Annotated in this window: 22 protein-coding genes; 9 read left to right on the top strand and 13 right to left on the bottom strand. The window is 54.2% G+C overall.

What is annotated here, in order from left to right; genetic code table 11:
• Nucleotide 1: 1 nt before the first annotated feature.
• The gene (locus IXC47_RS06525) at nt 2–607 is read right to left on the bottom strand and encodes a DUF924 family protein (protein ID WP_217703469.1); all 606 of its coding nucleotides are present in this window, start codon (nt 605–607) and stop codon (nt 2–4) included.
• Between the two features lie 72 nt (nt 608–679).
• On the bottom strand, nt 680–868 hold the full coding sequence (locus IXC47_RS06520; RefSeq protein WP_124573964.1) for a YjfB family protein: 189 nt from the start codon (nt 866–868) through the stop codon (nt 680–682).
• A gap of 237 nt (nt 869–1,105) precedes the next feature.
• Here IXC47_RS06520 and cls point away from each other — a divergent pair, with 237 nt between their 5' ends.
• Nucleotides 1,106–2,503, top strand: coding sequence for a cardiolipin synthase (cls, locus tag IXC47_RS06515; protein WP_195875048.1), 1,398 nt, complete (start codon nt 1,106–1,108; stop codon nt 2,501–2,503).
• Nucleotides 2,504–2,513: 10 nt separating this feature from the next.
• On the opposite strand, the gene IXC47_RS06510 is transcribed toward cls, so the two are convergent.
• On the bottom strand, nt 2,514–2,861 hold the full coding sequence (locus tag IXC47_RS06510; RefSeq protein WP_195875047.1) for a winged helix-turn-helix transcriptional regulator: 348 nt from the start codon (nt 2,859–2,861) through the stop codon (nt 2,514–2,516).
• A 108-nt stretch (nt 2,862–2,969) separates the two neighbouring features.
• On the opposite strand from IXC47_RS06510, the gene IXC47_RS06505 reads away from it, so the two are divergent.
• Nucleotides 2,970–3,533, top strand: coding sequence for an NAD(P)H-dependent oxidoreductase (locus IXC47_RS06505; protein WP_195875046.1), 564 nt, complete (start codon nt 2,970–2,972; stop codon nt 3,531–3,533).
• Nucleotides 3,534–3,543: 10 nt separating this feature from the next.
• Here IXC47_RS06505 and IXC47_RS06500 read toward each other — a convergent pair whose 3' ends face one another.
• From IXC47_RS06500 to IXC47_RS06470, 7 genes are all read right to left on the bottom strand, one after another.
• Entirely contained in the window at nt 3,544–3,909 is a 366-nt protein-coding gene (locus IXC47_RS06500) for a glyoxalase superfamily protein (RefSeq protein ID WP_195875045.1), read from the bottom strand.
• A 119-nt stretch (nt 3,910–4,028) separates the two neighbouring features.
• Nucleotides 4,029–6,206, bottom strand: a complete 2,178-nt coding sequence (gene katG, locus IXC47_RS06495; RefSeq protein WP_195875044.1) for a catalase/peroxidase HPI — start codon at nt 6,204–6,206, stop codon at nt 4,029–4,031.
• Between the two features lie 366 nt (nt 6,207–6,572).
• Nucleotides 6,573–7,268 (bottom strand): ABC transporter ATP-binding protein, encoded by a 696-nt coding sequence (locus tag IXC47_RS06490; RefSeq protein WP_195875043.1) that lies wholly within the window; start codon nt 7,266–7,268, stop codon nt 6,573–6,575.
• The gene (locus IXC47_RS06485) at nt 7,265–8,020 is read right to left on the bottom strand and encodes an ABC transporter ATP-binding protein (RefSeq protein WP_195875042.1); all 756 of its coding nucleotides are present in this window, start codon (nt 8,018–8,020) and stop codon (nt 7,265–7,267) included. The genes IXC47_RS06490 and IXC47_RS06485 overlap by 4 nt, the downstream gene beginning before the upstream one ends.
• On the bottom strand, nt 8,017–9,285 hold the full coding sequence (locus IXC47_RS06480; protein WP_407651078.1) for a branched-chain amino acid ABC transporter permease: 1,269 nt from the start codon (nt 9,283–9,285) through the stop codon (nt 8,017–8,019). Before IXC47_RS06480 ends, IXC47_RS06485 begins: the two co-directional genes overlap by 4 nt.
• A 2-nt stretch (nt 9,286–9,287) precedes the next feature.
• Complete coding sequence (locus IXC47_RS06475) at nt 9,288–10,235, bottom strand: branched-chain amino acid ABC transporter permease (RefSeq protein ID WP_175626778.1); 948 nt, start codon at nt 10,233–10,235, stop codon at nt 9,288–9,290.
• A gap of 100 nt (nt 10,236–10,335) precedes the next feature.
• Nucleotides 10,336–11,574, bottom strand: a complete 1,239-nt coding sequence (locus IXC47_RS06470; protein ID WP_195875040.1) for a branched-chain amino acid ABC transporter substrate-binding protein — start codon at nt 11,572–11,574, stop codon at nt 10,336–10,338.
• Between the two features lie 258 nt (nt 11,575–11,832).
• On the opposite strand from IXC47_RS06470, the gene IXC47_RS06465 reads away from it, so the two are divergent.
• The 5 genes from IXC47_RS06465 to IXC47_RS06445 are packed head-to-tail and all read left to right on the top strand — an operon-like array spanning nt 11,833 to nt 15,480.
• Entirely contained in the window at nt 11,833–13,338 is a 1,506-nt protein-coding gene (locus IXC47_RS06465) for a protein adenylyltransferase SelO (RefSeq protein WP_195875039.1), read from the top strand.
• On the top strand, nt 13,335–13,742 hold the full coding sequence (gene msrB, locus IXC47_RS06460) for a peptide-methionine (R)-S-oxide reductase MsrB (RefSeq protein ID WP_175626775.1): 408 nt from the start codon (nt 13,335–13,337) through the stop codon (nt 13,740–13,742). Before IXC47_RS06465 ends, msrB begins: the two co-directional genes overlap by 4 nt.
• 11 nt (nt 13,743–13,753) lie before the next feature.
• Entirely contained in the window at nt 13,754–14,374 is a 621-nt protein-coding gene (locus IXC47_RS06455) for a septation protein A (protein WP_175626774.1), read from the top strand.
• On the top strand, nt 14,371–14,640 hold the full coding sequence (locus tag IXC47_RS06450; protein WP_175626773.1) for a BolA family protein: 270 nt from the start codon (nt 14,371–14,373) through the stop codon (nt 14,638–14,640). Before IXC47_RS06455 ends, IXC47_RS06450 begins: the two co-directional genes overlap by 4 nt.
• 60 nt (nt 14,641–14,700) lie before the next feature.
• Nucleotides 14,701–15,480, top strand: coding sequence for a peptidylprolyl isomerase (locus IXC47_RS06445; RefSeq protein ID WP_175626772.1), 780 nt, complete (start codon nt 14,701–14,703; stop codon nt 15,478–15,480).
• A gap of 732 nt (nt 15,481–16,212) precedes the next feature.
• Here IXC47_RS06445 and purL read toward each other — a convergent pair.
• The 3 genes from purL to IXC47_RS06430 form a co-directional block, all read right to left on the bottom strand.
• On the bottom strand, nt 16,213–20,217 hold the full coding sequence (gene purL / locus IXC47_RS06440) for a phosphoribosylformylglycinamidine synthase (RefSeq protein WP_195875038.1): 4,005 nt from the start codon (nt 20,215–20,217) through the stop codon (nt 16,213–16,215).
• A gap of 209 nt (nt 20,218–20,426) precedes the next feature.
• Entirely contained in the window at nt 20,427–20,831 is a 405-nt protein-coding gene (locus tag IXC47_RS06435; RefSeq protein ID WP_175626770.1) for a DoxX family protein, read from the bottom strand.
• 154 nt (nt 20,832–20,985) lie between these two features.
• Entirely contained in the window at nt 20,986–22,158 is a 1,173-nt protein-coding gene (locus IXC47_RS06430) for an AI-2E family transporter (protein WP_195875037.1), read from the bottom strand.
• A 255-nt stretch (nt 22,159–22,413) separates the two neighbouring features.
• Here IXC47_RS06430 and IXC47_RS06425 point away from each other — a divergent pair, with 255 nt between their 5' ends.
• Entirely contained in the window at nt 22,414–22,563 is a 150-nt protein-coding gene (locus tag IXC47_RS06425; protein ID WP_124572489.1) for a lmo0937 family membrane protein, read from the top strand.
• 268 nt (nt 22,564–22,831) lie between these two features.
• Nucleotides 22,832–24,076, top strand: a complete 1,245-nt coding sequence (locus IXC47_RS06420) for a D-amino acid dehydrogenase (protein ID WP_175626768.1) — start codon at nt 22,832–22,834, stop codon at nt 24,074–24,076.
• Nucleotides 24,077–24,087: the final 11 nt, after the last annotated feature.

Here is a 24,087-nt window from a genome sequence, read left to right as displayed (position 1 = left end):
ATCAGAACGAGGAGCCCGGCGTTTGCAGAAACGCATGCTCCTCTGCCGTCGTCTCACGTCCAAAGATCTCGTTCCGGTGCGGAAAACGACCGAAGCGCGCTACGATATCCCTGTGCTTGATCGCAAACTGGACAAAACCTGCAAAGGTTTCCTTATGCGATGCAGGCACATCCTGCAGCAACTGTTCAAACAATTGTACGGAACGGTGCTGATGCTCCAGCACTTCGGAATGTTCAAGCGGAAGGTAAAGAAAGACCCGTTCTATCGGGCGTAAATGACGTTCAAAGCCATGATCCAGCGCTATCAGCGTCCATTGTAGCGCCAGCGCATCGAAGGCAAATGAAGTTGGCAAGCCGCGATACATATTGCGCGGGAATTGATCCGTCAGCAGGATCAGCGCCAGCAAGTCACGCGGTTGCGCGGCCCACTCATCCAGCTCGCCGTTGGCGGCAGCCAGGGTACTGGCCTTGAAGCGGGCACTGATGGCCTGGTCCATTGCCGTATCCTTGGACCACCAGAGCTTGTTTTGTTGTGTCGCGGTTTTAGTGTCGTCAGATTCGTCGCCGAACCAGAATCTCAATACCGCATCTGCCGTTTCCATCGTCATGCCATCTCCTGTGCTAACCACCGTATTGTGCAGCTATGGTCGCATAGCTTGCCACAATCCGGAAGTCGGCAATCAGGCGGTGGTATTGACGTTTTGTCCGATGTTGGCAGGCAAGCTGACTTTAGGAATGGCATCGAGCAAGGTCGTTGCTGTCGTGCTTTGGATATCCATAGCCTTCTTGAATACCGTCAACGCTACTTCGTTGCTGGTACGTTGCTGTGCCATGCTGCTGGCCAGGCTGGCAATATTGCTTACGTCCATATCCACCTCACATCTACGCGCCGGGAGTGACGCTACTCCTGCTATATCGGCAGCTTTCCGGATTTCTTTACGGTTTCTTAATCCATAAGTTATTTACCTAACCCAACTATGCAATTAAACACTGCTATAAACAGTATTTAATGGCAAGATTAAGCGCGCCCCTGGCTTTGCTTTCATTTGTTTACAAGCAAAAAACTATCGGCCTTTAAAACCACTAACAAAAATATCCACTAAGAAATGTCCAAACACTTTTTGCGTGATCACTTTTTGCTTAGGCTTACTCTCGCGGGGCTTAGTCTCGCACTGAGCGCATGCGCTTCCCTGCCCGATGTGCAGTACCTCAAAACATCGCTGCAACCACAAGACTCGGCGACCATACAAACCGCCCAGGGCAATACCCTCTCCAAGGAAAAAACCGAATCGTTGCTGGCGCGTCGCCTGCGCAGTGACAATGTGGCCCTGCCTGAACTGGCAGCACTGGAAGAAGCCGCGACTGGCAGCCCGCTCATCGCTGGCAATAAACTCACCTTGCTCAATGATGGCCCGGACACCATACGTGCGATGCTGGCGGCGATACGCGCAGCCAAGGATCACGTCAACCTGGAAACCTACATCTTCAACGAAGATGCACTAGGTACCGAGTTCGCCGAACTGCTGATGCAAAAGCAACGCGATGGAGTGCAGGTCAATATCATTTACGACAGCATAGGCTCTCTCAGCACACCACCGGAGTTTTTCCAGAAACTGCGTGACAGCGGCATCAACCTGCTGGAATTCAGCCCGGTCAATCCGTTCAAACGTGCGTTTTCGACGCGCCTGAATAATCGCGACCATCGCAAGATCATGGTGGTCGATGGTCGCATCGCATTCACTGGCGGCATCAACATCAGCAGCGACTACTCATCCAGCTCACTATTCCGTTCGAACAAGAAACAAAGCGACCAGGACCTGGGATGGCGTGACACACATATACAAGTCGAAGGCCCGGCCGTCGCTTCCTTCCAGTGGCTTTTCATGCAAACCTGGGTCAGCCAGAAAAACGAAAACCTCTCAAAACGAAATTACTTCCCGCCGCTGACACGCATGGGCGACAAGATGGTGCGCGTGATAGGCAGCGAACCAGGTGGCAACTATGAGATGTACAAAGCCTATGCACTCGCCATGCAGGAAGCCAAAGTGTCTATCCATGTCACGAATGCCTACTTCGTGCCGGATGTGCAATTGGTGCAAGCGATTACCAATGCAGCGAAACGCGGTGTCGATGTGAAGATGGTCTTCCCCGGCATGTCGGATGTCGGCCTGGTCATGCACGCAGGTCGTTCGTTTTATACAGAACTATTGGCGGCTGGCGTACGCGTCTTTGAATTGCAGGCATCGGTGCTGCATGCCAAAACCGCTGTGATCGATGGCTACTGGTCCACCATAGGCTCAACCAATCTGGACATGCGCAGCTTCCTGCACAATAGAGAAGTAAATCTGATCACACTGGATAAGGCTTTCGGTGATGTGATGGAAAGCGCCTTCAACGAGGATCTGAAAAACTCGATAGAAATCACAGCCGAAGAATGGGACAAACGCCCTTTCTCAAATCGCATGAAAGAATGGATGGCGCGACGCCTCGAGTACTGGTTGTAAAGGACCTCAGTTACTCGCCATCGCGACGCACACGCGCCGCCGTGATGCGTTCAAAGTGCACCTGCCCCCAGTCGCACATCGCATTGATAATCTCGCCTAGCGACAAGCCAAACTCCGTCGGCTTGTACTCCACCCGCGGTGGCACCTCCGGATAAACGATGCGCTCGATCACGCCATCGCTTTCCAGCTCACGTAACTGCTCGGTCAATACTTTTTGCGAAATGCCTGGCATCAATCGGCGCAATTCACCGGGTCGTTGTACCCGATCCAGCAAATGACACAGTATCGTGCACTTCCATTTGCCACCTATCAGGTACAGCGTCGCATCGATAGGAAACTTGAATCCCGTGACTTTCATAACTTCACCTGTCTCTAATGGATAAATCAGCAGGCACAAAAAAGTGCCTACTTTTCAGGCACTGCCTGCATTGCTAGGATGCGTCATCAACAAGTTTAAGGACACACCATGAACAGCAACAAGATTCTCGTTATTGTGACGTATCCCGACATCCACAAGTCCGTGGTCAATAAAAGATGGCTGCAGGAACTGCAAAAGAATACGGACCTTGTCACCATCCATCAACTGCATGAACAATATCCGGACGGGCGTATCGATGTGGCGGCAGAACAAAAGCTGCTGCTGGAGCACGACACCATCATCCTGCAATTTCCGTTTTACTGGTTCAGCACACCGCCACTGCTGAAGCAATGGCAGGATGAAGTACTGACGCATGGATTTGCCTATGGTCGCGGTACCGAAAAGTTGGCTGGGAAACGAATAGGCGTCGCTGTCTCGGCGGGCATCAAGGCCGTCGACTACAATCAGAACGGACGCTATCACTACACACTGGAAGAACTGCTACGCCCGCTGCGCGTGACAATTGAATACATCAGCGCGGAATACTTGCCGACCTTTGCCTGCTACGGTGTGGAACACGGCATTTCGGATGCCGACCTGGATGCGAATGCAGGACAGTACTTGCAATACATCATGGAACTGGCCGCGGACCATTGCTGCGTCGCGGATTAGCCGGATGTAATCAGTCAGGCGACTGCTGGCAAAAACGCAAGTGATTGCCAAACGGATCGGCGATATCCATCATGCGTCCCCATGGCAAATCCTGCACACCCGGCTTGGCGTTCTTATAGTCTTTCGCCAGCAGCTCTGCATGCAGGCTATCGATATCGTCTATAGGGATAAAGATCGCCGAGCCCGGCGTCGCATCACCGTGATGCTCACTCAAATGCAGGATTAGCGACGAACGTCGCACCTGCAAATACACCGGGAAGTTATCTCCGAAGCGATGTTCCCAATCGCAGCTGAAGCCGAGGAAATCAAAATAAAATTCGCCGGCCTTGGCTTCGTCAAAGATACGGATGATGGGAATCGCGGCGGATATCTGCATGGCTGTTATCGCTAGGTGTAGGTACAGCGATTATGGCTGAATTAACTTAAGGCGCAAATAAAAAAGCGATGCATCCGTACAGATGCATCGCTTTCCTGATTCAGACTATCTTGCTACGTTTATGCCAGATCGAAGCGATCCGCGTTCATGACCTTGACCCAGGCGGCAACGAAATCCTTGACGAATTTTTCTTTCGCATCAGATTCAGCATAGACCTCAGCCACCGAACGCAGGATGGAGTTGGAGCCAAAGACCAGATCCGCACGGGTACCTGTCCATTTGACTTCACCACTCTTGCGATCGCGACCTTCGAACACATTCGCATCGCTCTCCACTGCTTTCCACTGCGTACGCATATCCAGCAGATTGAGCAGCACTTCATTGTTCAGCACGCCTGGTGTCTTGGTCAGTACACCATGCTTAGCACCACCCACGTTGATGTTGATTGCGCGCAGACCACCGATGAGCACGGTCAGTTCAGGCACGCTCAGACACAGCAACTGTGCCTTATCTATCAGCGCAACTTCGGCTGGCACACCGTTCTTCTTGCTGACGTAATTGCGGAAACCATCGGTACGTGGCTCCAGCGCAGCGAAGGATTCCACATCCGTCTGGTCCTGACGTGCATCATTGCGTCCCGCAGTAAATGGCACGGTGATGTTGACACCCGCAGCCTTGGCAGCCTGCTCCACGCCCGCACTACCCGCCAGCACGATCAGGTCGGCCAATGAAATCTGCTTGCCGCCGGTAGCAGACTGATTGAATTCAGCCTGTATGCCTTCCAGTACCTTCAACACCTTGGCCAGTTGTGCAGGCTGGTTGACTTCCCAGTCCTTCATCGGTGCCAGACGGATGCGTGCACCGTTGGCACCACCACGCTTGTCCGAACCACGGAAGGTCGAAGCCGATGCCCAAGCGGTGCCTACCAGTTCGCTCACGGACAAACCAGAAGTCAGCAACTTGGCTTTCAGTGCTGCGACATCAGCGGCATCCACCAGTTTGTAATCCACTTCCGGAATCGGATCTTGCCAGATCAATTCTTCCTTCGGTACTTCCGGACCAAGATAGCGCGAACGCGGACCCATATCGCGGTGTGTCAGCTTGAACCAGGCACGGGCAAATGCTTCGGCAAAGGCTTGCGGATCTTCATGGAAGCGTTTGGAAATCTTGCCAAACTCAGGATCAAAACGCAGCGTCAGATCGGTGGTCAGCATAGTCGGCTTGTGGAATTTGCCCTTGACGTGTGCGTCCGGGATGATTTCCTCAGCATTCTTCGCCACCCACTGCTTCGCACCAGCTGGCGACTTGGTGATTTCCCATTCAAAGTTGAACAGGTTTTCAAAGAAGTTATTGCTCCACAGTGCAGGCGTCTTGGTCCAGGTCACTTCGAGACCACTGGACACCGTATCTTTACCGTGCCCCTGGCCGAAGTTGCTGATCCAGCCCAGGCCTTGCGCTTCTATAGGTGCACCTTCAGGTTCAGGTCCCTTGTGCGATTCAGGTGCCGCGCCGTGGGTTTTACCAAAGGTATGACCACCAGCGATCAGCGCGACGATTTCTTCATCGTCCATCGCCATGCGGTAGAACGTTGCACGAATATCCTTGGCTGCTGCCATATAGTCGCCGCTGCCGTCCGGGCCTTCCGGGTTCACATAGATAAGGCCCATGTGCGTTGCCGCCAGGTCTTCATTGAGGTCGCGATCACCGCTAAAACGTTTGTCGGTAGCCAGCCAGGTCGTCTCTGCGCCCCAGTTAACATCTGTGTCCGGTTCCCACACGTCTGCACGACCACCGGCAAAACCGAAAGTACGGAAGCCCATGGATTCCAGCGCCACATTACCGGTCAGGACCAGCAAGTCTGCCCATGAAATGCGCTGACCATATTTTTGTTTGATAGGCCACAGCAAACGGCGCGACTTATCGATGTTGACGTTATCCGGCCAAGAGTTCAGGGGCGCAAAACGTTGCTGTCCGCGTCCACCGCCACCGCGACCATCCATGATGCGGTAGGTGCCGGTTGCATGCCAGGCCATGCGTACGAATTGTGGGCCGTAGTGACCGAAGTCGGCTGGCCACCAATCCTGGCTATCGGTCATCAGCTTGACCAGGTCTGCCTTCAGCGCCTTGTAGTCAAGCTTCTTGAATTCTTCGGCGTAATTGAATTTTTCGCCCAAAGGGTTGGATTTGTTCGAATGCTGGTTGAGCACATCGACGCGTAACTGGTTGGGCCACCAGTCTCTGTTAGTAGTGCCGCCACTCGCGGCATGGGGAAAAGGACACTTGGCTTCGCTTGGCATGATGGAGTCTCCTGAGTTGGCGTGGCTCTGTATGAGCCACGTAAAATTAATCGAAAAGGAAGGCAACCACTACAGACTACTGCTCGAGTCCCCGCTCAATGGCCGTACGCAATAGCTGCCAGGACTTCAAGCCAGAGCGGCGATGACGATGGCAAGGGCGACTGCAACAAAGATCGGGACATACAGACTCCTGAATAGTGACCGCCTATGAACTTTATACAGAAACTATCGAAATCAGAATTTGATTGTTTAAATATATCGGATAGGCGATAACTATCCCATGTGAGGAGTAAGGTAATTCAGAGCAACTGTGGGAGCAAGAAGAATATCGAAGTGACAGGTGTAAAAGTGGAATTCGGGTCGCGCTCAGACGCCGAGCCATTCATTCCTGATCGTGGTTTGCGCGTGTAAATCCTGCGGACTGCCCTCAAACACTATCTGGCCATGCCCCATCACATACACACGCTGCGAAATCTCGAGTGCTATAGCAAGCTTCTGTTCTATCAGTAAAACCGACACACCGCGTTGCCGCAACTCCTGCAGGAAGTTTGCAACCAGTACCACCATTTGCGGGGCCAGGCCTTCGGTAGGCTCATCGATCATGATCAGGTCGGGATCACCCATCAAGGTACGACACAGGGCCAGCATTTGCTGCTCACCGCCGGATAACACGCCTGCCTGCACGTGCTGCCGTTCCTGCAAACGCGGAAACAGACGATACATATCGTCCGCGCTCCAGCGCGATTTCTGCTGCGCACCCAGCAACAGGTTTTGCGCTACCGTCAGCGTTGGGAATACTTCGCGACTCTCGGCGACATAGCCCAAACCCTTGCGTGCAATCTTGTAGGTAGGCACACCGAGGATTTCTTCGCCCTTGAAACGGATGGAACCCGTCGCCTCGACCATACCCATCGCGGTCTTGACCATGGTCGAGCGCCCTACTCCATTGCGTCCGAGCAGGCTGACTATCTCGCCCTGTGCGATGGAGAGGTTGATGCCATGCAAAACATGGCTCTTGCCGTAAAAGGCATGCAGGTTTTTAATTTCCAGCAAGGCGCTCATGCTGACTCCACCGTGCCGAGATAGGCTTGTTGCACCAAAGGATTGTTACGGATATGGTCCGGCGTACCGCAAGCGATGATTTCGCCATAAACCAATACTGCAATCTGATCTGCCAGGCCGAACACCACATCCATATCGTGTTCCACCATTAGCAAACTCTTACCGACACTGACCTTGCGTATCAACTCGACCGCAGCATCCGATTCCGAACGGCTCATGCCGGCGGTCGGCTCATCCAGCAGAATCACGCTGGCGCCACCCGCTATCGTGATGCCTATCTCCAGCGCACGTTGCTCCGCATAGCTGAGAAAATCTGCTTCTACGTTGCGACGCTGCTGCAAACCTATCTCTTCCATCACCTGCTCGGCACGCTGCGTGACATCGCGCAAGCCATTCAGCCTTTGCCAGAATGAATAACGATAACCGAGCGACCATAGCACCGCACAACGCAGGTTTTCAAACACACTCAGGCGATGAAAGATATTCGTGATCTGGAAGCTGCGCGACAAACCACGCCGGTTGATTTGATACGGCTTCTGCCCGACGATACTGCTGCCATTCAGCAGGATGTCGCCGCTGCTCACTGGAAAACGCCCAGAGATCAGGTTGAACAAAGTCGACTTACCCGCCCCGTTCGGCCCTATCAATGCGAGGCGTTGGCCTTGCGGCAACTGCAAGTTGGCGCCGCAAATAATCTCGGCATTGCCGAAGCTTTTGCGTACATCTTTCAATTCCAGTGCAAGCTGACTCATGGCCGCACCTGCAAGGTATTTTCGATATCCAGATTGACCGCCGTCCACGTCTGTTGCAAACGAGGTCGGGCACGCCACCACAGCAAAATGCCGAGCGCCAGCGGCAACAAACCCGTCAGCCAGCTCAACGGCTGTGCGGTGTCCAGCGTCCAGCCCGACAAGATCAGCGTCGTGCCATGCCGTGCATTCAGACACAGGTGATACAGCATCTCAACCAGCACCACAAAGCCAACCAGCATCAGCGCCACCGCCACGCAAGTCAGCAACAAAGGCCGAGCCATGTACGCCAGCTTGCGATGGCGCAGCAAATACACGAACTGCATCAGCAAACCTGCGATACCACCCGGTGCCAGCATCACCAGCAAGACAAAAAACACGCCCAGATAGAGCTGCCATGCATTCGTAAAATTGGACAAGACGACGGTCAGGAAGACACCGACGATAGCGCCTATGATGGGGCCAAAGAAAAAGCCGGTACCACCTATGAAGGTGAACAGCAGGATCATGCCGGAGCGCAAGGCGCTGACATTTTCTGCGCTGACGATTTCAAAATTGATGGCTGTTAACGCACCGGAAATTCCGGCAAAGAAAGCGGATAGCATCAAGGTCAGATAGCGCACCCATTGCGGATCGTAGCCGATGAACTCAGCTCGCTCCGGATTGTCACGCACTGCGTTGATGATGCGCCCCAGCGGTGTTTGCGTAAATGCATACATCGCGATGGTACTCAGCAACAGCCAGGCCGCAATCAGGTAATACACCTCGATCTGTGGACCATAAGTAATACCGAAGAAAGCTTCACCCACCACGCGATCAGTAAAGATGCCGCCCTCGCCGCCAAAGAATTCCGGGAACATCAGCGAGCAGGCAAACACCAGTTCGACGATACCCAGGGTAATCATCGCGAAGGTGGTACCGGATTTCCGCGTCGTCACATAACCGAACAAGGCACCGAAAAACAAACCGGCGACGCCACCAACCAAAGGAATCAGCGTAATCGGGATATGCAGATTGCCTGCCGCGACCAGGTTGATCGCATGGATCGCGCAAAAAGCACCCAGCCCGGAATACACAGCATGACCGAAAGACAGCATGCCGCCCTGCCCGAGCAACATGTTGTACGACAGTGCAAAGATGATGAAAGTACCCATCTGGCATAACAGCGACAGCGCCGCGCTTTGCGTAAAGACGAGTGGCGCGAACACCAGCAGCGCGATATAGCCGCCCCAGATCAGGCAACGTTGACGATAGCTAACAGCTGCCATGCTCATGCGTCCCTCTTTCCAAGCAAACCCTTGGGTCGGAAGATCAGGATTAACACCAGCAATAAATAAGGCAGGATAGGTGCGACTTGCGAAATCGTCAGTCGCAGCACGCTATAACCGGGCGCATCGGTATTGATGTTGATGCCGATAGCAGCCAACGCATGCAGCAAGGAGAAGTCGAGTGCCACCGCAAAAGTCTGCAGCACGCCGATCAGCAAGGATGCCAGCAAGGCACCGCCCAGTGAGCCCATGCCACCGACCACCACCACGACAAAAATGATACTACCCAGCGCATGTGCCATATGCGGCTCAGTGACAAAAGCATTACCACCGATGACACCAGCCAATCCAGCCAGCGCACAACCACCAGCGAATACCCACATAAACACGCGCGGCACATTGTGCCCCAGCGCCTCCACCATCTGCGGATGCGTCAAAGCCGCCTGTATCACCAGGCCTATGCGCGTGCGCGTCAATGTGAAGTAAATGGCGACCAGCATCAGGATCGCCACCAGCATCATGAAGCCGCGATAAATAGGAAAAGTAGTCGTGTAGAGGGTAAAGAGCGAACCCTGCAATTCCGCCGGAATGGTGTATGGAACCGCGACCCGGCCCCAGATCAATTGCACCACTTCGACGATGACGTAGGACAAACCAAAAGTGAATAGCAACTCGGGGATGTGTCCGTATTTGTGTACGACACGCAAGCCATAACGTTCGACCAGCGCACCGAGCAAACCTACTGCCAGCGGCGCCAGCACCAGCGCGGGCCAGAAACCGATAGCGGTGCTGATGCTATAGGCGAAGTAAGCCCCTATCATGTAAAAACTGGCATGCGCGAAATTCAAAACGCCCATCATGCTGAAAATCAGCGTCAGTCCGGACGACAGCATAAACAGCAGCAAGCCGTAGCTCAAACCATTCAGCAATGAGATCAGCGTAAATTCCACGTGCCCGTTCTCTCCTGTCCAGGCATGCTGCGGCACACCTGGTTCTTCTTCATTTCATACTAGGGGGATCATGCCGCGCCGGATGGGCGGCATCACGGTATTAGTGTGACGGCCGTTTCATCTGGCACGATGTGGGCTGCGCAGCTACATAGGCATCGATCTTTTGATCGGTGCGCCAGCCGTAACCGGTGTTTTCCTGATCGAACTTCACATCGGTATTGTTCTGCTTGACCCAGGTAGCAATATACAAGGGTTGTTGCGCCTGGTGATCGGATTTACGCATTTCCACCTCACCATTCAGGCTTTTTACTTTCATGCCTTCCATCGCCAGCGCGACTTTCACAGGATCGGTCGAACCGCTTTCCTTGAAGGCCTTGCCCAGCATGGAGAGCACTGTGTATGACGCCATCGCGTAGTAATCATCGTTGTATTTCTTTTTAAAGCCTTCGATGATTTCCTTGCCCGCGTAGGTTTCATTATTCAGGTTCCAGTAGGCCACATACTTGACGCGATCCAGGCCTGCCGCGCCCATCGCGGTCGGCACGCCGGTGGTTGCCGCATACAAGGTATAGAAATTGGCTTTCAGGTCGGCGTCACGTGCAGCTCTCACCAGCAAGGCCAAATCCGCGCCCCAGTTCGCAGTAATAATGGTATCCGCGCCGGATGCCTTCATCTTGGCGACGTAAGGCGAGAAATCTTTCACCTGGCCGATAGGATGCAAATCGTCACCGACGATCTGTACGTCCGGACGCTTGCGGCCCATGTAGGCGCGGGTGGAGCGTGATATCTCCTGACCCAGCGCATAGTTCTGACCGATGATGTAAATCTTCTTGATCTTCGGATCCTTGGCCATGAAGGTGGTCAGCGATTCCATCTTCATTTCCGAATTGGCGTCGAAACGGAAATGCCAGAAGCTGCACTTGCTATTCGTCAGCGCCGGATCACCGGCCGAGTGATTCAGGAACAGCACTTCCTTGCCCGGATTGCGCTCATTGTGTTTATTGATGGCATCGATCAGCGCCAACGCCACGCCGGAACCATTGCCCTGCGTAATGTAACGGTAGCCCTGGTCGATCGCCGATTTCAGCTGGATCAGTGATTCCTGCGGACTCCCCTTGTTATCGAAGCCGACGATCTCCACTGTATTCTGGCCACCCCATTGTTTCTGATTCGACAGTTCAGCAATCGTCTTGAAACTGTTGAACAGGTTTTGTCCTACCGGCGCGAACGGGCCGGACAGCGGATCAATAAAGGCGATCCGGACATTTTCAGCAAAGGAAGTGGAAGCAGAGACAGTAAAAGCGGCAGCAAGTACGAGGGATGGAATACGCATGAGCATTAGTCGGTAATTTTCTTCTCGGAAATAATGGTCATTTTTATACCATATATATGGGATATTTGTGACTAAAAACGACTCTGACCCTAAGGCTTTAAAACCCGTGCTTGCGCAGATGCGCACAACCAATTTTCGCTTCTCTGTCAAAATACGCTCTTAACTCGTACTTAACTTTATATCGACGTCGCCACATACACGTCAATACCGTAGCACTACTGTAGTACTTGTCAGATAGCCGCGATAGAAACACAGGAATGTAATATGAATGCACCCAAGCCGCCGTACCCGCTCTATCGCACCGACACCCTGCCGCTGGAAAATTCCTTCGCTGCACTGCCGCCTGCGCATTACACGGCATTGATGCCTACGCCTTTGCCTGATCCCTACCTGGTCTGTGCCAGCGCCTCGACCGCAGCATTGATAGGTCTGGACTTTGCAGAAACCAGCACAGAATCTTTTATCGAGGCATTCACCGGCAATCGCCTGCTGCCTGAGTCCAAACCCTTATCGGCGGTTTATTCAGGCCATCAGTTCGGCGTCTGGGCTGGCCAGCTCGGCGATGGCCGCGCCATCCTGCTCGGCGATGTACCGGCACCGGAAGTCGAACCTTCCGGCCGACTTGAGCTGCAACTCAAGGGTGCAGGCCTGACGCCTTACTCGCGTATGGGTGACGGTCGCGCCGTGCTGCGCTCATCGATACGTGAATTCCTGTGTTCGGAAGCGATGGCGGCACTCGGCATACCGACCACGCGCGCACTGTGCGTCACCGGCTCCGACCAACTCGTCATGCGCGAGCAGGCGGAAACCGCAGCCGTCACTACCCGCGTCGCGCAAAGCTTCGTCCGCTTCGGTTCCTTTGAACACTGGTTCTATAACGAGAAGCATGAAGAGCTGAAAGTGCTGGCTGATTACGTCATTGACCGCTTTTATCCCTGGTTCCGCGCCAGCGCCAATCCGTACAAGGATTTGTTGACGGAAGTCACGCTACGTACTGCGCACATGATCGCGCACTGGCAGGCAGTCGGCTTTATGCACGGCGTGATGAATACCGACAATATGTCGATACTCGGCCTGACACTGGACTACGGCCCGTTTGGCTTCATGGAAGCCTTCAACACCACCCATATTTGCAACCATACCGACCAGCAGGGTCGCTACTCCTATGCGCGCCAGCCACAGATTGGTGAATGGAATTGCTATGCACTGGGCCAGGCACTGCTGCCGCTGATAGGCGATGTGGAAGAAACCCAGGCTGCGTTGCGTATCTACAAACCGGCGTATTCCGAAAAATTCGAAGAATTGATGCATGCCAAGCTGGGCCTGAAAACCCGCCAGTCCGACGATCGCCAGCTCATCGACGGCCTGTTCGGCATCCTGCAGGACAGCCATGTCGACTTCACGACTTTCTTCCGCCAGCTCGGCAATCTGCAGCCGGGCAACAGCGACAGCCATGAAGACTTGCGCGATCTATTCATAGACCGTGCCGCATTCGATGCCTGGGCGCTACAATACGGCGCGCGCCTGCAGCAGGAAAACAGCATAGACGGCGAACGCAAGCTTGCAATGGATGCGGTCAACCCCAAATACATCCTGCGCAATTATCTTGCGCAAATCGCCATCGAAAAAGCGCAGAATAAGGACTACTCCGAAGTCAGCAAATTACTGCAGGTGCTGGAAAAACCGTTTGACGAGCAGCCCGAGAATGAGAAATATGCTGCACTACCGCCCGACTGGGCCAACGATCTGGAAGTGAGTTGTTCATCATGATAGACAAAGTAATCAAAACCGACGCCGAATGGCGTGCCATGCTGGATGACATGGAATACGACGTGACCCGTCATGCCGCGACCGAAGCACCATACACCGGCCGTTACTGGGATCATCACGAGTTCGGCATCTATACCTGTGTGTGCTGCAACACCCCGCTGTTTGCATCTGACACCAAATTCGATTCCGGCTGCGGCTGGCCGAGCTACTTCAAACCGTTGAACCCGGCGAACATCAAGGAAAAGATGGACCGTGCCTACGGCATGATACGTACGGAAGTCATCTGCAACGTCTGCGATGCGCATCTGGGTCACGTCTTCAATGACGGTCCCCCGCCTACCGGCCTGCGTTACTGCATCAACTCCGCGTCGCTGCGTTTTGACCCGGCTCCAGAACTGAAATAAGGCAAGCTCACATGAAATTCTTGTTCGACCTGTTCCCGGTCATCCTCTTCTTCGGCGTCTTCAAATGGGGCGAAGGCAATACCGAAGCAGCGCAAGCGTTCGGCCAGCAATATCTGTCCGGCGTGGTATCCGACGGCCTGGTGACGGCAGCGCAAGCACCTATCCTGCTGGCGACCGCGATTGCCATCGTGGCGACCATCTGCCAGATCGCCTACCTGCTGGTCAAAGGCAAAAAGATCGACAAAACCTTGTGGCTGTCACTTGCCATCATCGTCGTCTTCGGCGGTGCGACCATCTACTTCCACAATGAAACCTTCATCAAATGGAAGCCGACCGTGCTGTACTGGTGCTTTGCCGCAGCCCTGCTCTTCAGCCAAATCTTCCTGCGCAAGAACCTGATCCGCACCATGATGGAGAAGCAAATGTCGCTGCCGGAAGGCATCTGGCATCGCCTCAACCTGTCCTGGGTCGCCTTTTTCATGACGATGGGACTGATTAATCTGTACGTTGCCTATAGTTTTTCCACTGCAACCTGGGTCAACTTCAAGTTATTCGGTGGCATGGGACTGATGGTGGCTTTCATCGTGGCGCAAAGCCTTTTCCTCTCCAAATACATGAAAGAACCGCAATGAGCGCACGTATGGATCGCATCCAGGCCAGGCTGAACGAAACTTTTGCACCGCTCGAATGTCAACTGGAGGACGAATCTGCCCTGCATGCTGGCCATGCCGGTGCAGCCTCCGGTGGCGGACATTTCCGGTTGCGCATCATTTCGGCGCAATTTGAAAAGCAGAGCCGCATAAATCGCCATCGGCTGGTGTATGATTGTCTCGATGACATGATGCACAAAGAAATACATGCATTAGCCATTACTGCCTTAGCGCCATCCGAAGTCTGACGCGCGCCGGGAATTAATAGCTGTCACTCTCAAATAAAATAACTTCCATTAGGAATATATATGACTTTAAAACCTGCTCATTTGCTGGCCGCCTTAATCGTATCTGCATCACTGCCTGCGATGGCACAAAACCTGGCCGTAGTGAATGGCAAGCCCATTCCATCTTCCCGCGCTGATGTCATGATCAAGCAAATGACCTCCCAAGGTCAGCAAGACACACCAGAACTGCGCGCGATGGTCAAAGATGAACTGATCAACCGTGAAATCCTGATCCAGGAAGCAGACAAACTGGGCCTGGGTACAAACGCTGACGTCAAAAACCAGATCGAAATCGCACGCCAATCGATCCTGATCCGTGCCCTGGTTGCTGACTACCTGAAAAAGAATCCGGTCAAGGATGCCGACATCAAGGCTGAATACGACCGCTTCAAGGCACAAGCCAGCGACAAGGAATACCACGCTCGCCACATCCTGGTTGAAAAAGAAGACGAAGCAAAAGCAATCATCGCCAAGCTGAAAGGCGGCGCGAAGTTTGAAGACCTGGCCAAAGCATCTTCCAAAGATCCTGGTTCGGCAGCAAACGGCGGCGACCTGGACTGGGCATCCCCAGCTTCGTTCGTGAAGCCATTCTCCGATGCGATGGTCGCCCTGAAAAAAGGCGAACTGTCGGAAACACCGGTGAAGACACAATTCGGTTACCACGTCATCAAACTGGACGACGTACGTACAGCGAAAATCCCTACCCTGGAAGAAGTGAAACCGCAAATCGCGGAATCGCTGCAACAGAAAAAACTGCAGGCGTTCCAGCAACAACTGCGTAGCAAAGCGAAGATTCAATAATCTTTGATTAGTTTAAGAAAAAGCCCGCTTATGCGGGCTTTTTTATTGTTTGTTTGGTTTGCGGTTTGCTGGTGCTGATTATTTTCTCTCTCCGTAGAGAGCGGGGTTGCCGGGGGTGGCCCGGCAGCCACTCACTTTTCTTGTCTCGCCAAGAAAAGTAAGCAAAAGAAGGCGACCACGGCTCCGCTGCCCCTGCGGGGTCCCCGTTTGTGCGGGACAAAAAATGGGAAGTGGGCGAAACTCGCTGCGCTCAGACACACCCACTTCTTTTTCCATTTTCTGCCCCGCACAAACGGCATCGTCACAGTGGACTACCAACCACAGCCTCTTTGCCAGCAACGCATATACCTCTCTTCAACAAGGCTGCTGCTTTTGACGTTCCGCATCTGACGTTGCCAAGGCCAGTGAGTGTCAGACGGATTAAGGGCGCAAACTTGTCTGAGCGTAGCGAGTTTGTTTGCGACCCCGGCTGACGCTCGCTGGACTTGGGTGACACACTTTAGTGTGCAACGGCTCTTGCGGTCGCCTTTCTTTGCTTACTTTCTTTGGCGAAGCAAAGAAAGTGAGTAGCTGTCGGGCTACCCCGACAACGCACTTCTCCACGGAGTGAGCACCAAGTCAGCAACATCAACACGCAAACCATTCCACCAATAAAAAATGCCGCTTAGTAAAGACCAAGCGGCATTTTCAACGCAGACCTGCGCCAGAAGCACAAACCCAACTACACCTGTATTACCCCACCCACTTCCGCGCATTACGGAACATACGCATCCAAGGCGAATCCTCACCCCAAGCCTCAGGATGCCAGCTCTGCTGCACGCTACGGAACACACGCTCCGCATGCGGCATCATCACCGTAAAGCGGCCATCAGGCGTCGTCACCGACGTAATACCTTGCGGCGAACCGTTAGGGTTGTATGGATAGCCCTCTGTCGCACGACCCTTGTTATTGATAAAGCGCATCGCTACCAGCGCTTCATTGATATCACCGGTCAGCGAGAAGTCGGCAAAGCCTTCACCGTGTGCCACAGCAATCGCAGTTTGCGTACCCGCCATGTCATTGAAGAAGATGGACGGCGAATCCGCCACTTCAACCATGGTGAAACGCGCCTGGAATTGTTCAGCCTTGTTGCGAGTGAATTTCGGCCATGCCTGCGCACCCGGGATGATGGATTTCAGGTTACTCATCATCTGGCAACCGTTACAGATACCCAGTGCAAAGGTGTCCTGACGGCTGAAGAAGGTCGCAAACTGTTCTGCCAACTGATTGTTGAACAGTATGGTTTTAGCCCAACCCTCGCCTGCACCCAGTACGTCACCATAGGAGAAACCACCGACCGCGATAACGCCCTTGAAGTCGCTCAGATGTGCACGGCCGCTGATCAGATCACTCATGTGGACGTCGACTGCGGTGAAGCCAGCCTTGTGCATGACATAGGCGGTTTCGATATGCGAATTGACGCCTTGTTCACGCAGGATCGCCACGTGCGGACGTACACCGGTTGCGATGTATGGTGCAGCGATGTCTTCCTGCGGATCGAAGCTCAGCTTAGGTGTGATGCCCGGATCCAGCTTGTCGAGGATGCGATCGTATTCAGCATCGGCACAATCCGGATTGTCACGCAGACGGGCGATGCGCCAGCTGGTTTCGCTCCAGAAACGGTGCAGGTCTATGCGCGACTGGCTGTAGATAGCCTTGGCATCGCGCGTGAATTCGATCATGTCGTTGTCGTTCGGTTTGCCGATGATGTGGCTGCATGCACCCAGATTGTATTCACGCAGTACATTCATGACTTCCGATTTTTGCTCGGCGCGGACCTGGATCACGGCACCCAGTTCTTCATTGAACAAGGCGCGCAGGGTCAGGTCATTGCGACGCTCGGCAACTTGCGTTGTCCAGTTTTTCGCATCGCCGCCATCGCTGGCGTGCTCGCCTTCGAGTGTCAGGATGTCGAGGTTCACCGACAAGCCGCTATGACCGGCAAATGCCATTTCACACAAGGTCGTGAACAGGCCACCGTCGGAACGATCATGGTAGGCCAACAGTTTGTCTTCCTTGTTCAGGCGCTGGATCGCGTTGAAGAAACCTTTCAGGTCTTCTGCGCTATCCACGTCCGGTGTTTCATTACCGATTTGCTGCATGACTTGTGCAAAAGCCGATGCACCCATGCGGTTCTTGCCACGGCCCAGATCGATGGCGATCAGCACGGTGTCACCGGCATCGGTGCGCAGTTGCGGCGTCAATGATTTACGCACGTCATATACCGGCGAGAAGGCGGAGACGATCAGCGACACTGGAGATACAACCGCCTTGTCTGTCCCTTCATCCTTCCAGGTGGTACGCATGGACAAGGAATCCTTGCCGACCGGGATGCTGATACCAAGTGCCGGGCACAGTTCCATGCCGACTGCCTTGACGGTGTCGAACAAGGCTGCGTCCTGACCCGGCTGACCGCAAGCGGCCATCCAGTTGGCGGACAGTTTGATATCGGAGATATCAGCGATAGGAGCAGCAGCAATATTGGTCAGCGCTTCACCGACGGCCATACGACCGGATGCTGCTGCATTGATGACTGCCAGCGGGGTACGTTCACCCATGGCCATCGCTTCACCCAGATAACCTTCAAAGCTCATTGTGGTGACGGCGCAATCGGCGACCGGTACCTGCCACGGACCAACCATCTGGTCGCGCACGGTGGTACCGCCCACAGTACGATCACCGATGGTGATCAGGAAGGATTTGTCAGCAACCGTAGGCAGGCGCAGTACGCGTACCGACGCTTCCAGCAAGTCGATGCCGGTGACGTCTATCGCTGGCAAGTCTTGCTGTACGTGTGTGACATCGCGATGCATTTTTGGCGGTTTGCCGAGCAATACATCCATAGGCATATCGACCGGATTGTTGTCGTGTTCCGGATCGATGACTTTCAATTGACGCTCTTCGGTCGCAGTGCCGACAACTGCAAACAGGCAGCGCTCACGTTCACACAGATAAGTAAATTGCGGCAGGCTTTCCGGTGCAATCGCCAGCACGTAACGCTCCTGCGATTCATTGCTCCAGATTTCCTTCGGTGCCATACCGCTCTCTTCCAGCGGCACTTTGCGCAGATCAAAGATCGCACCACGTTTAGCATCGTTGGTGATTTCCGGGAAAGCATTCGACAAGCCGCCTGCACCGACGTCATGGATGGAGAGGATAGGATTGGCATCCTGCATCGCCCAGCACGCATTGATGACTTCCTGTGCACGACGTTCCATTTCCGGATTGCCGCGTTGTACCGAATCGAAATCCAGATCTGCTGTATTGGTGCCGGTAGCCATCGACGATGCGGCGCTACCGCCCATGCCGATACGCATGCCTGGGCCACCGAGCTGGATCAGCAGGCTGCCGACTGGCAGATCGTGTTTCTTGGTGTGCTTGGCCGAGATGCTGCCGATACCACCGGCGATCATGATCGGTTTGTGATAGCCGTTGACGGTGCCAGCGACGTTTTGTTCGTAGGTACGGAAGTAGCCACCCAGGTTAGGACGACCGAATTCATTGTTGAAAGCTGCAGCACCAATAGGACCATCGACCATGATTTCCAACGGCGAAGCAATACGGTCCGGTTTGCCGTAGACCGGCGCAGTATCGGCGACTGGCTTGGTGACGTCATGGCTGTTTTCCCATGCCTGTACGCCATCCGGCAACATCAGGTTGGAAACGGTAAAACCACTCAGGCCCGCTTTCGGCTTGGCACCGCGACCGGTTGCGCCTTCGTCACGGATTTCACCACCGGCGCCAGTCGATGCGCCCGGGAATGGCGAGATAGCTGTCGGATGGTTGTGCGTTTCCACCTTCATCAGGATGTGTGTCAACTCTTGCGACGCTTCATACACATTACCTGCAGCTGCGCCGCGTGGGTAGAAACGGGTGACGGTTGCACCTTCGATGACCGACGAGTTATCGCTGTACGCAACCACGGTGCCGCGCGGCGCCAGTTGGTGCGTATTCTTGATCATGGCAAACAGCGATTTATCCTGTTTGACGCCGTCTATGGTCCAGTCAGCGTTAAAGATTTTGTGGCGGCAGTGTTCGCTATTGGCTTGCGCGAACATCATCAGTTCGACGTCGGTCGGATTACGCTTGGCAGTTGTGAACGCCGCCAGCAGGTAATCGATTTCATCGTCGGACAAGGCCAGGCCGAGTTCTGTGTTGGCATTGATCAGCGCAGCTTTGCCACCTTGCAGCAGATCGATGAAGGCCAGCGGTTTGGCTTCCAGCTCACCGAATAAGCCTGCCGCTTCATCGGCGCTACGCAATACCATTTCAGTCATGCGATCGTGCAGCAGCGCTTGAACCGCTAAGGTGCTCTCTTCCGACAGATGACGCGCACCGCCGAGCAAACCGGATTTCACATGGACGACATAGACGATGCCGCGCTCGATGCGACGGATACCAGCCATGCCGCAGTTGTGCGCAATGTCGGTCGCCTTGCTGGCCCACGGGGAAATCGTGCCGAAACGCGGGATAACAACAAACTCGTCGCCTTCCAGCTTCGCGCTGAACGGTTCGCCATATGTCAACAGCGCATCCAGGCGCCGGACGTCGACTTCTGCGATGGGCGCAGCCGAGTCGACAAAATGCAGGTAACGGCCGGTGACACCGACGATGGCATGGTCGACTTGTTGCAGTTGGTTTAAGAGGCGTTCAGTACGAAAAGCAGACAGGGCGTTGGAACCTGGCAAAATCAGCATGGCGAGAAGGTAGTTGAGGCGAAAAAACGGTCAAATTCGGCCGTCGCTCCGCGAGTTAGATCAGAAACCGTGATTATACCGCGACCGGGCGTCTTTACCTCCGAATTCATGGCTAAAGCAGCAAGGCGGGTTTAGCCATAAATGCAATAAAGGGGCACATTTTCATGCGCCCCTTCATCTATAACGGTCTATCCCGGCTTATTGCAGCGTCAATTCCACCTGCCGCCGCGCCCGCCTATGCTGAAGCGCCCCGCTCCCAGCAAGACCAGCGCCAGTGCCGCCACCAGGAACATACCCTGTAATTCCAGCGACCAGCCACCTGTCTCATTGAGCGTAAACAGCTGTTTGGTATGCACCAGCACAATGGCAAAAACCATATTACCGGCAATAATCAATGCCGCCAGCCGCGACCAGATGCCGACGATCAGCAGGATGGGAGCGATGACCTCACCCAGATACACCAGATAGCCCACTGCTGCCGGCAATCCGGCGCTGGTCGTTGCACTGATTACGAAAGCCGGTCCAGCAATGATTTTTGCCATCCCGTGCAGCAGGATCAGGCCGCCCAGTACCACCCGCAAAATCAGTTTGCCAAGATCGTCAGTATTTTGCATATCGTCCATCCTTGTTTGAGGTTGATGTCCCAGCGCTCCAGGCCCGTCTCACAGGCCGAAGTGCAACCGATACGAAGTCATATTGCCATAGCAATAATACTCCCGATAAACAGGAAATGTGGTGCCGGGAATAGATGGCGCTTATCAGGTTTAATTATTCGCCCAACAACTCTGCTATCACCTGCAAACCGTCCACATGTTCGCAAATGACCTTGATGATGACGATAATCGGGATCCCCAGCAGCAAACCGCATACACCCCACAGCCAGGCCCAGAACAGCAGCGAGACAAAGACCGCGACCGCATTCATCTTGGCGATGCGCCCCGTCATCCAGGTAGTGACGAAGGTGCCGACGACGGTGGCGATAAAGAGCGTCGCTCCGCTCACTGCCAGTACAGACGAAAAAGTCCCGAATTGCATAAAGGCGGTGACACCGGTTGCCGCCATGATCAGCAGCGGGCCGAAGTAAGGGATGATATGCAGGACACCCGCCGCCAGCGCCCAGGCTCCGGCATTTTCCAGCCCTATCCAGTGCAAGGCGGCCCACATCAGCAGGCCGAACAGGACATTCGTAACCAGCAGCATGAACATATAGTTCTGGATCGAGGTATTAATCGCGTCCAGTATGTGCACCGTAATTTTGCGCGTATGCAGGGTGCGCCCACTGATCTTGACCAGCTTGCGCCGGAACATATCGCCCGACTGCAGGAAAAAGAAGACCAGGAAAATCACCATCGTAGCCTGCCCCAGGAAGCCCACCACCCCTATCGAGCTGGCCCATAGCCATTGACTCAGGTTGAATACGGATTGCTCAACCGGGCTTTTCACCACCGGACGGCCGCCCGCAGCCTGGTTGGTCGCCTTTTCAATTTCGGTCGCCGCCGCCTGCATTTGCTGGATGGTGCTGCCCTGACCTCTTTGCAGATTCTTGACCGCGCGCGCCAGTTTTTGCGTGGCGGTCGGCAAGCTGACCAGAATGGAATTGAATTCGTCGCGCAGATTGTTGGCTGTCAGCGCAGCGCTGAAAACAATCGCAATAATCACGACCGATGTACCCAGCAGACGCGGCACGCGGATGCGCTCCAGCCATACCACCAGGGGATTCAGCGTGTAGGCAATAAAGATACCGAACAGCAGCGGAATGAAGAAAGCGTGCGCCACCGACAAGGCAAAGACAAAGGCCACGGTGGCGATAATCGTCAACGCCACACCGCGCGCATTGACAGGCAAATGGATAACTCCGGCCGGAGGCACCGGCTCCAGTGGCATCCTGACCGGACTGACGGCGTGTTCAGGCGCGGCCGTTTCTGTATTTTTATCAGTCATATGGATACTCGGAAATAAATCCTGTGAGCAACAAACTCACAGCAGACGATGGCTTAAGGGACAAGGATTGTCCCATATGCATAACAAGAAAGCATGTTGATTTCAGTCGTGCCTACACCTGCAAACAACAAATTTCCCTTATGTACGATAACGTACGGACAACATTACCGGACCCGGCGCACACTATGGTTGAAGGTGCATAAGCACATGCGGCAATCACTCCGCATCTATCGTTCGAATTCACAAGGAGACCCTATGCTCTATACCATTGCAGTAGTACTCGTCATTCTTTGGCTGGTTGGCTTGGTCAGTTCCTATACTATCGGCGGTTTCATCCACATCCTGTTGGTGATAGCCGTTGTGTTGATTCTCTTGCGCATCATCAGTGGGCGCAAACCGTTCTGACGTATCAGGACTAGCCAGGCGGCGCGTCATGGCCGCGACAAAAACCGCACCTGTTGGTGCGGTTTTTTTATGCTTTAAGCCAATTTTCCGGAGATCGGTAAACGACGAATAAACGACTTGTTTTTCGCGACTATGTACTGGCCGGGCCCAATATGAGCCGCTTTGCCACGCTTTTTTGCTAATTTTCAAAAATTTGCACCACTACTGCTGGCACAGCAATGTATCCGCTTGGTAACATGACGGGCTAATTCTGGGAAGGATAGAAGTAATGCAAGTAGCGGTTATCGGTGCAGGTGTCATTGGGGTAAGTACCGCCTATTTTCTGGCCGAAGCAGGACACGAAGTAGTCGTCATCGAACGCCATAACAATGTGGCAGAAGAAGCCAGCTACGGCGACTCCGGCATCCTCGCCGCCAGCAGCATTGCACCATGGGCCGCACCAGGCGTCCCGCGTTCCTTTCTTTCCCATCTGTTGAAATCCGAAGCACCGCTCATGCTGAACCAGCCGTGGCGACCTTCGATGCTGGGCTGGATGCGGCGCTGGATGAAGGAAGCGGACGTAGAACGCTACCGCATCAATCGCGAACGCATGCAACGCATCGCGTTTTACAGTCGTGACATCATGCAAATGCTGCGCGAACGCCACCAGCTGGATTACGAACAAACACCGGGTTACCTGCAACTGTTCCGCACCGAACGTGACCTGCAGCTGGCGCAAACCGCTTTCGATTACCTCAGCGAACACAATATCCCGCATAAAAAACTGGATGCTGGCCAGGCGCACACCATCGACTGCGCACTGAATCCGAATACACCACTGGCTGGTGCCCTCTACTTCCCTGAAGATGAAGCGGGCAACTGCCCTTTATTCACACGTCAGATCCGCGCGCAAGCACAAGCGATGGGCGTAGAGTTCCTTTTTGGTAGTGAAGTCAAATCGATTGAAGAGTCGAAGCGCGGAGTACACCTGCAAATCGACGATCACAGCTTCTCCGCCGAATGCGTAGTCGTTGCTGGCGGCGCAGACAGCGCCAAGCTGCTGACACCATTGGGGCTGCATTTACCGCTGCGTGCGGTGAAAAGCTACTGCGCCACTGCCACCATCCGCAACTTCGAATCAGCACCAGTTGCCGCAGTCGTGGATGAAGCCTACAAGGTTGCCATCACACGCATGGGCAAACGCATACGCGTAGCTGGCACGGCAGAGCTCGGATCGCATACACCTGAATTGCGTCAGAAAGCCTTGAACACACTGCTCAAGGTTGGCTATGACTGGTTCCCTGATGCATGCAACTACAACACAGCCGCATTCTGGTCCGGCAGCAGCCTGGCCTTGCCGGATGGCCCGCCATTGCTGGGCGCGTGCCGGGTACGGAATGTCTACATCAACATCGGTCATGGCAGCACGGGCTGGGCGATGGCAGCGGGTTCAGGCAAGGTAGTAGCCGATGTCATTTCCGGTCGCACGCCAGATATCGACCTCGATGGTTTGACCCCTACGCGTTATTCCTGATACCTCTGCGC

Origin of the sequence: Herminiimonas contaminans (assembly GCF_015645465.1) — a bacterium.
Lineage (GTDB): Bacteria > Pseudomonadota > Gammaproteobacteria > Burkholderiales > Burkholderiaceae_D > Oxalicibacterium > Oxalicibacterium contaminans.
This window is presented reverse-complemented; position numbering and strand designations above follow the sequence as displayed.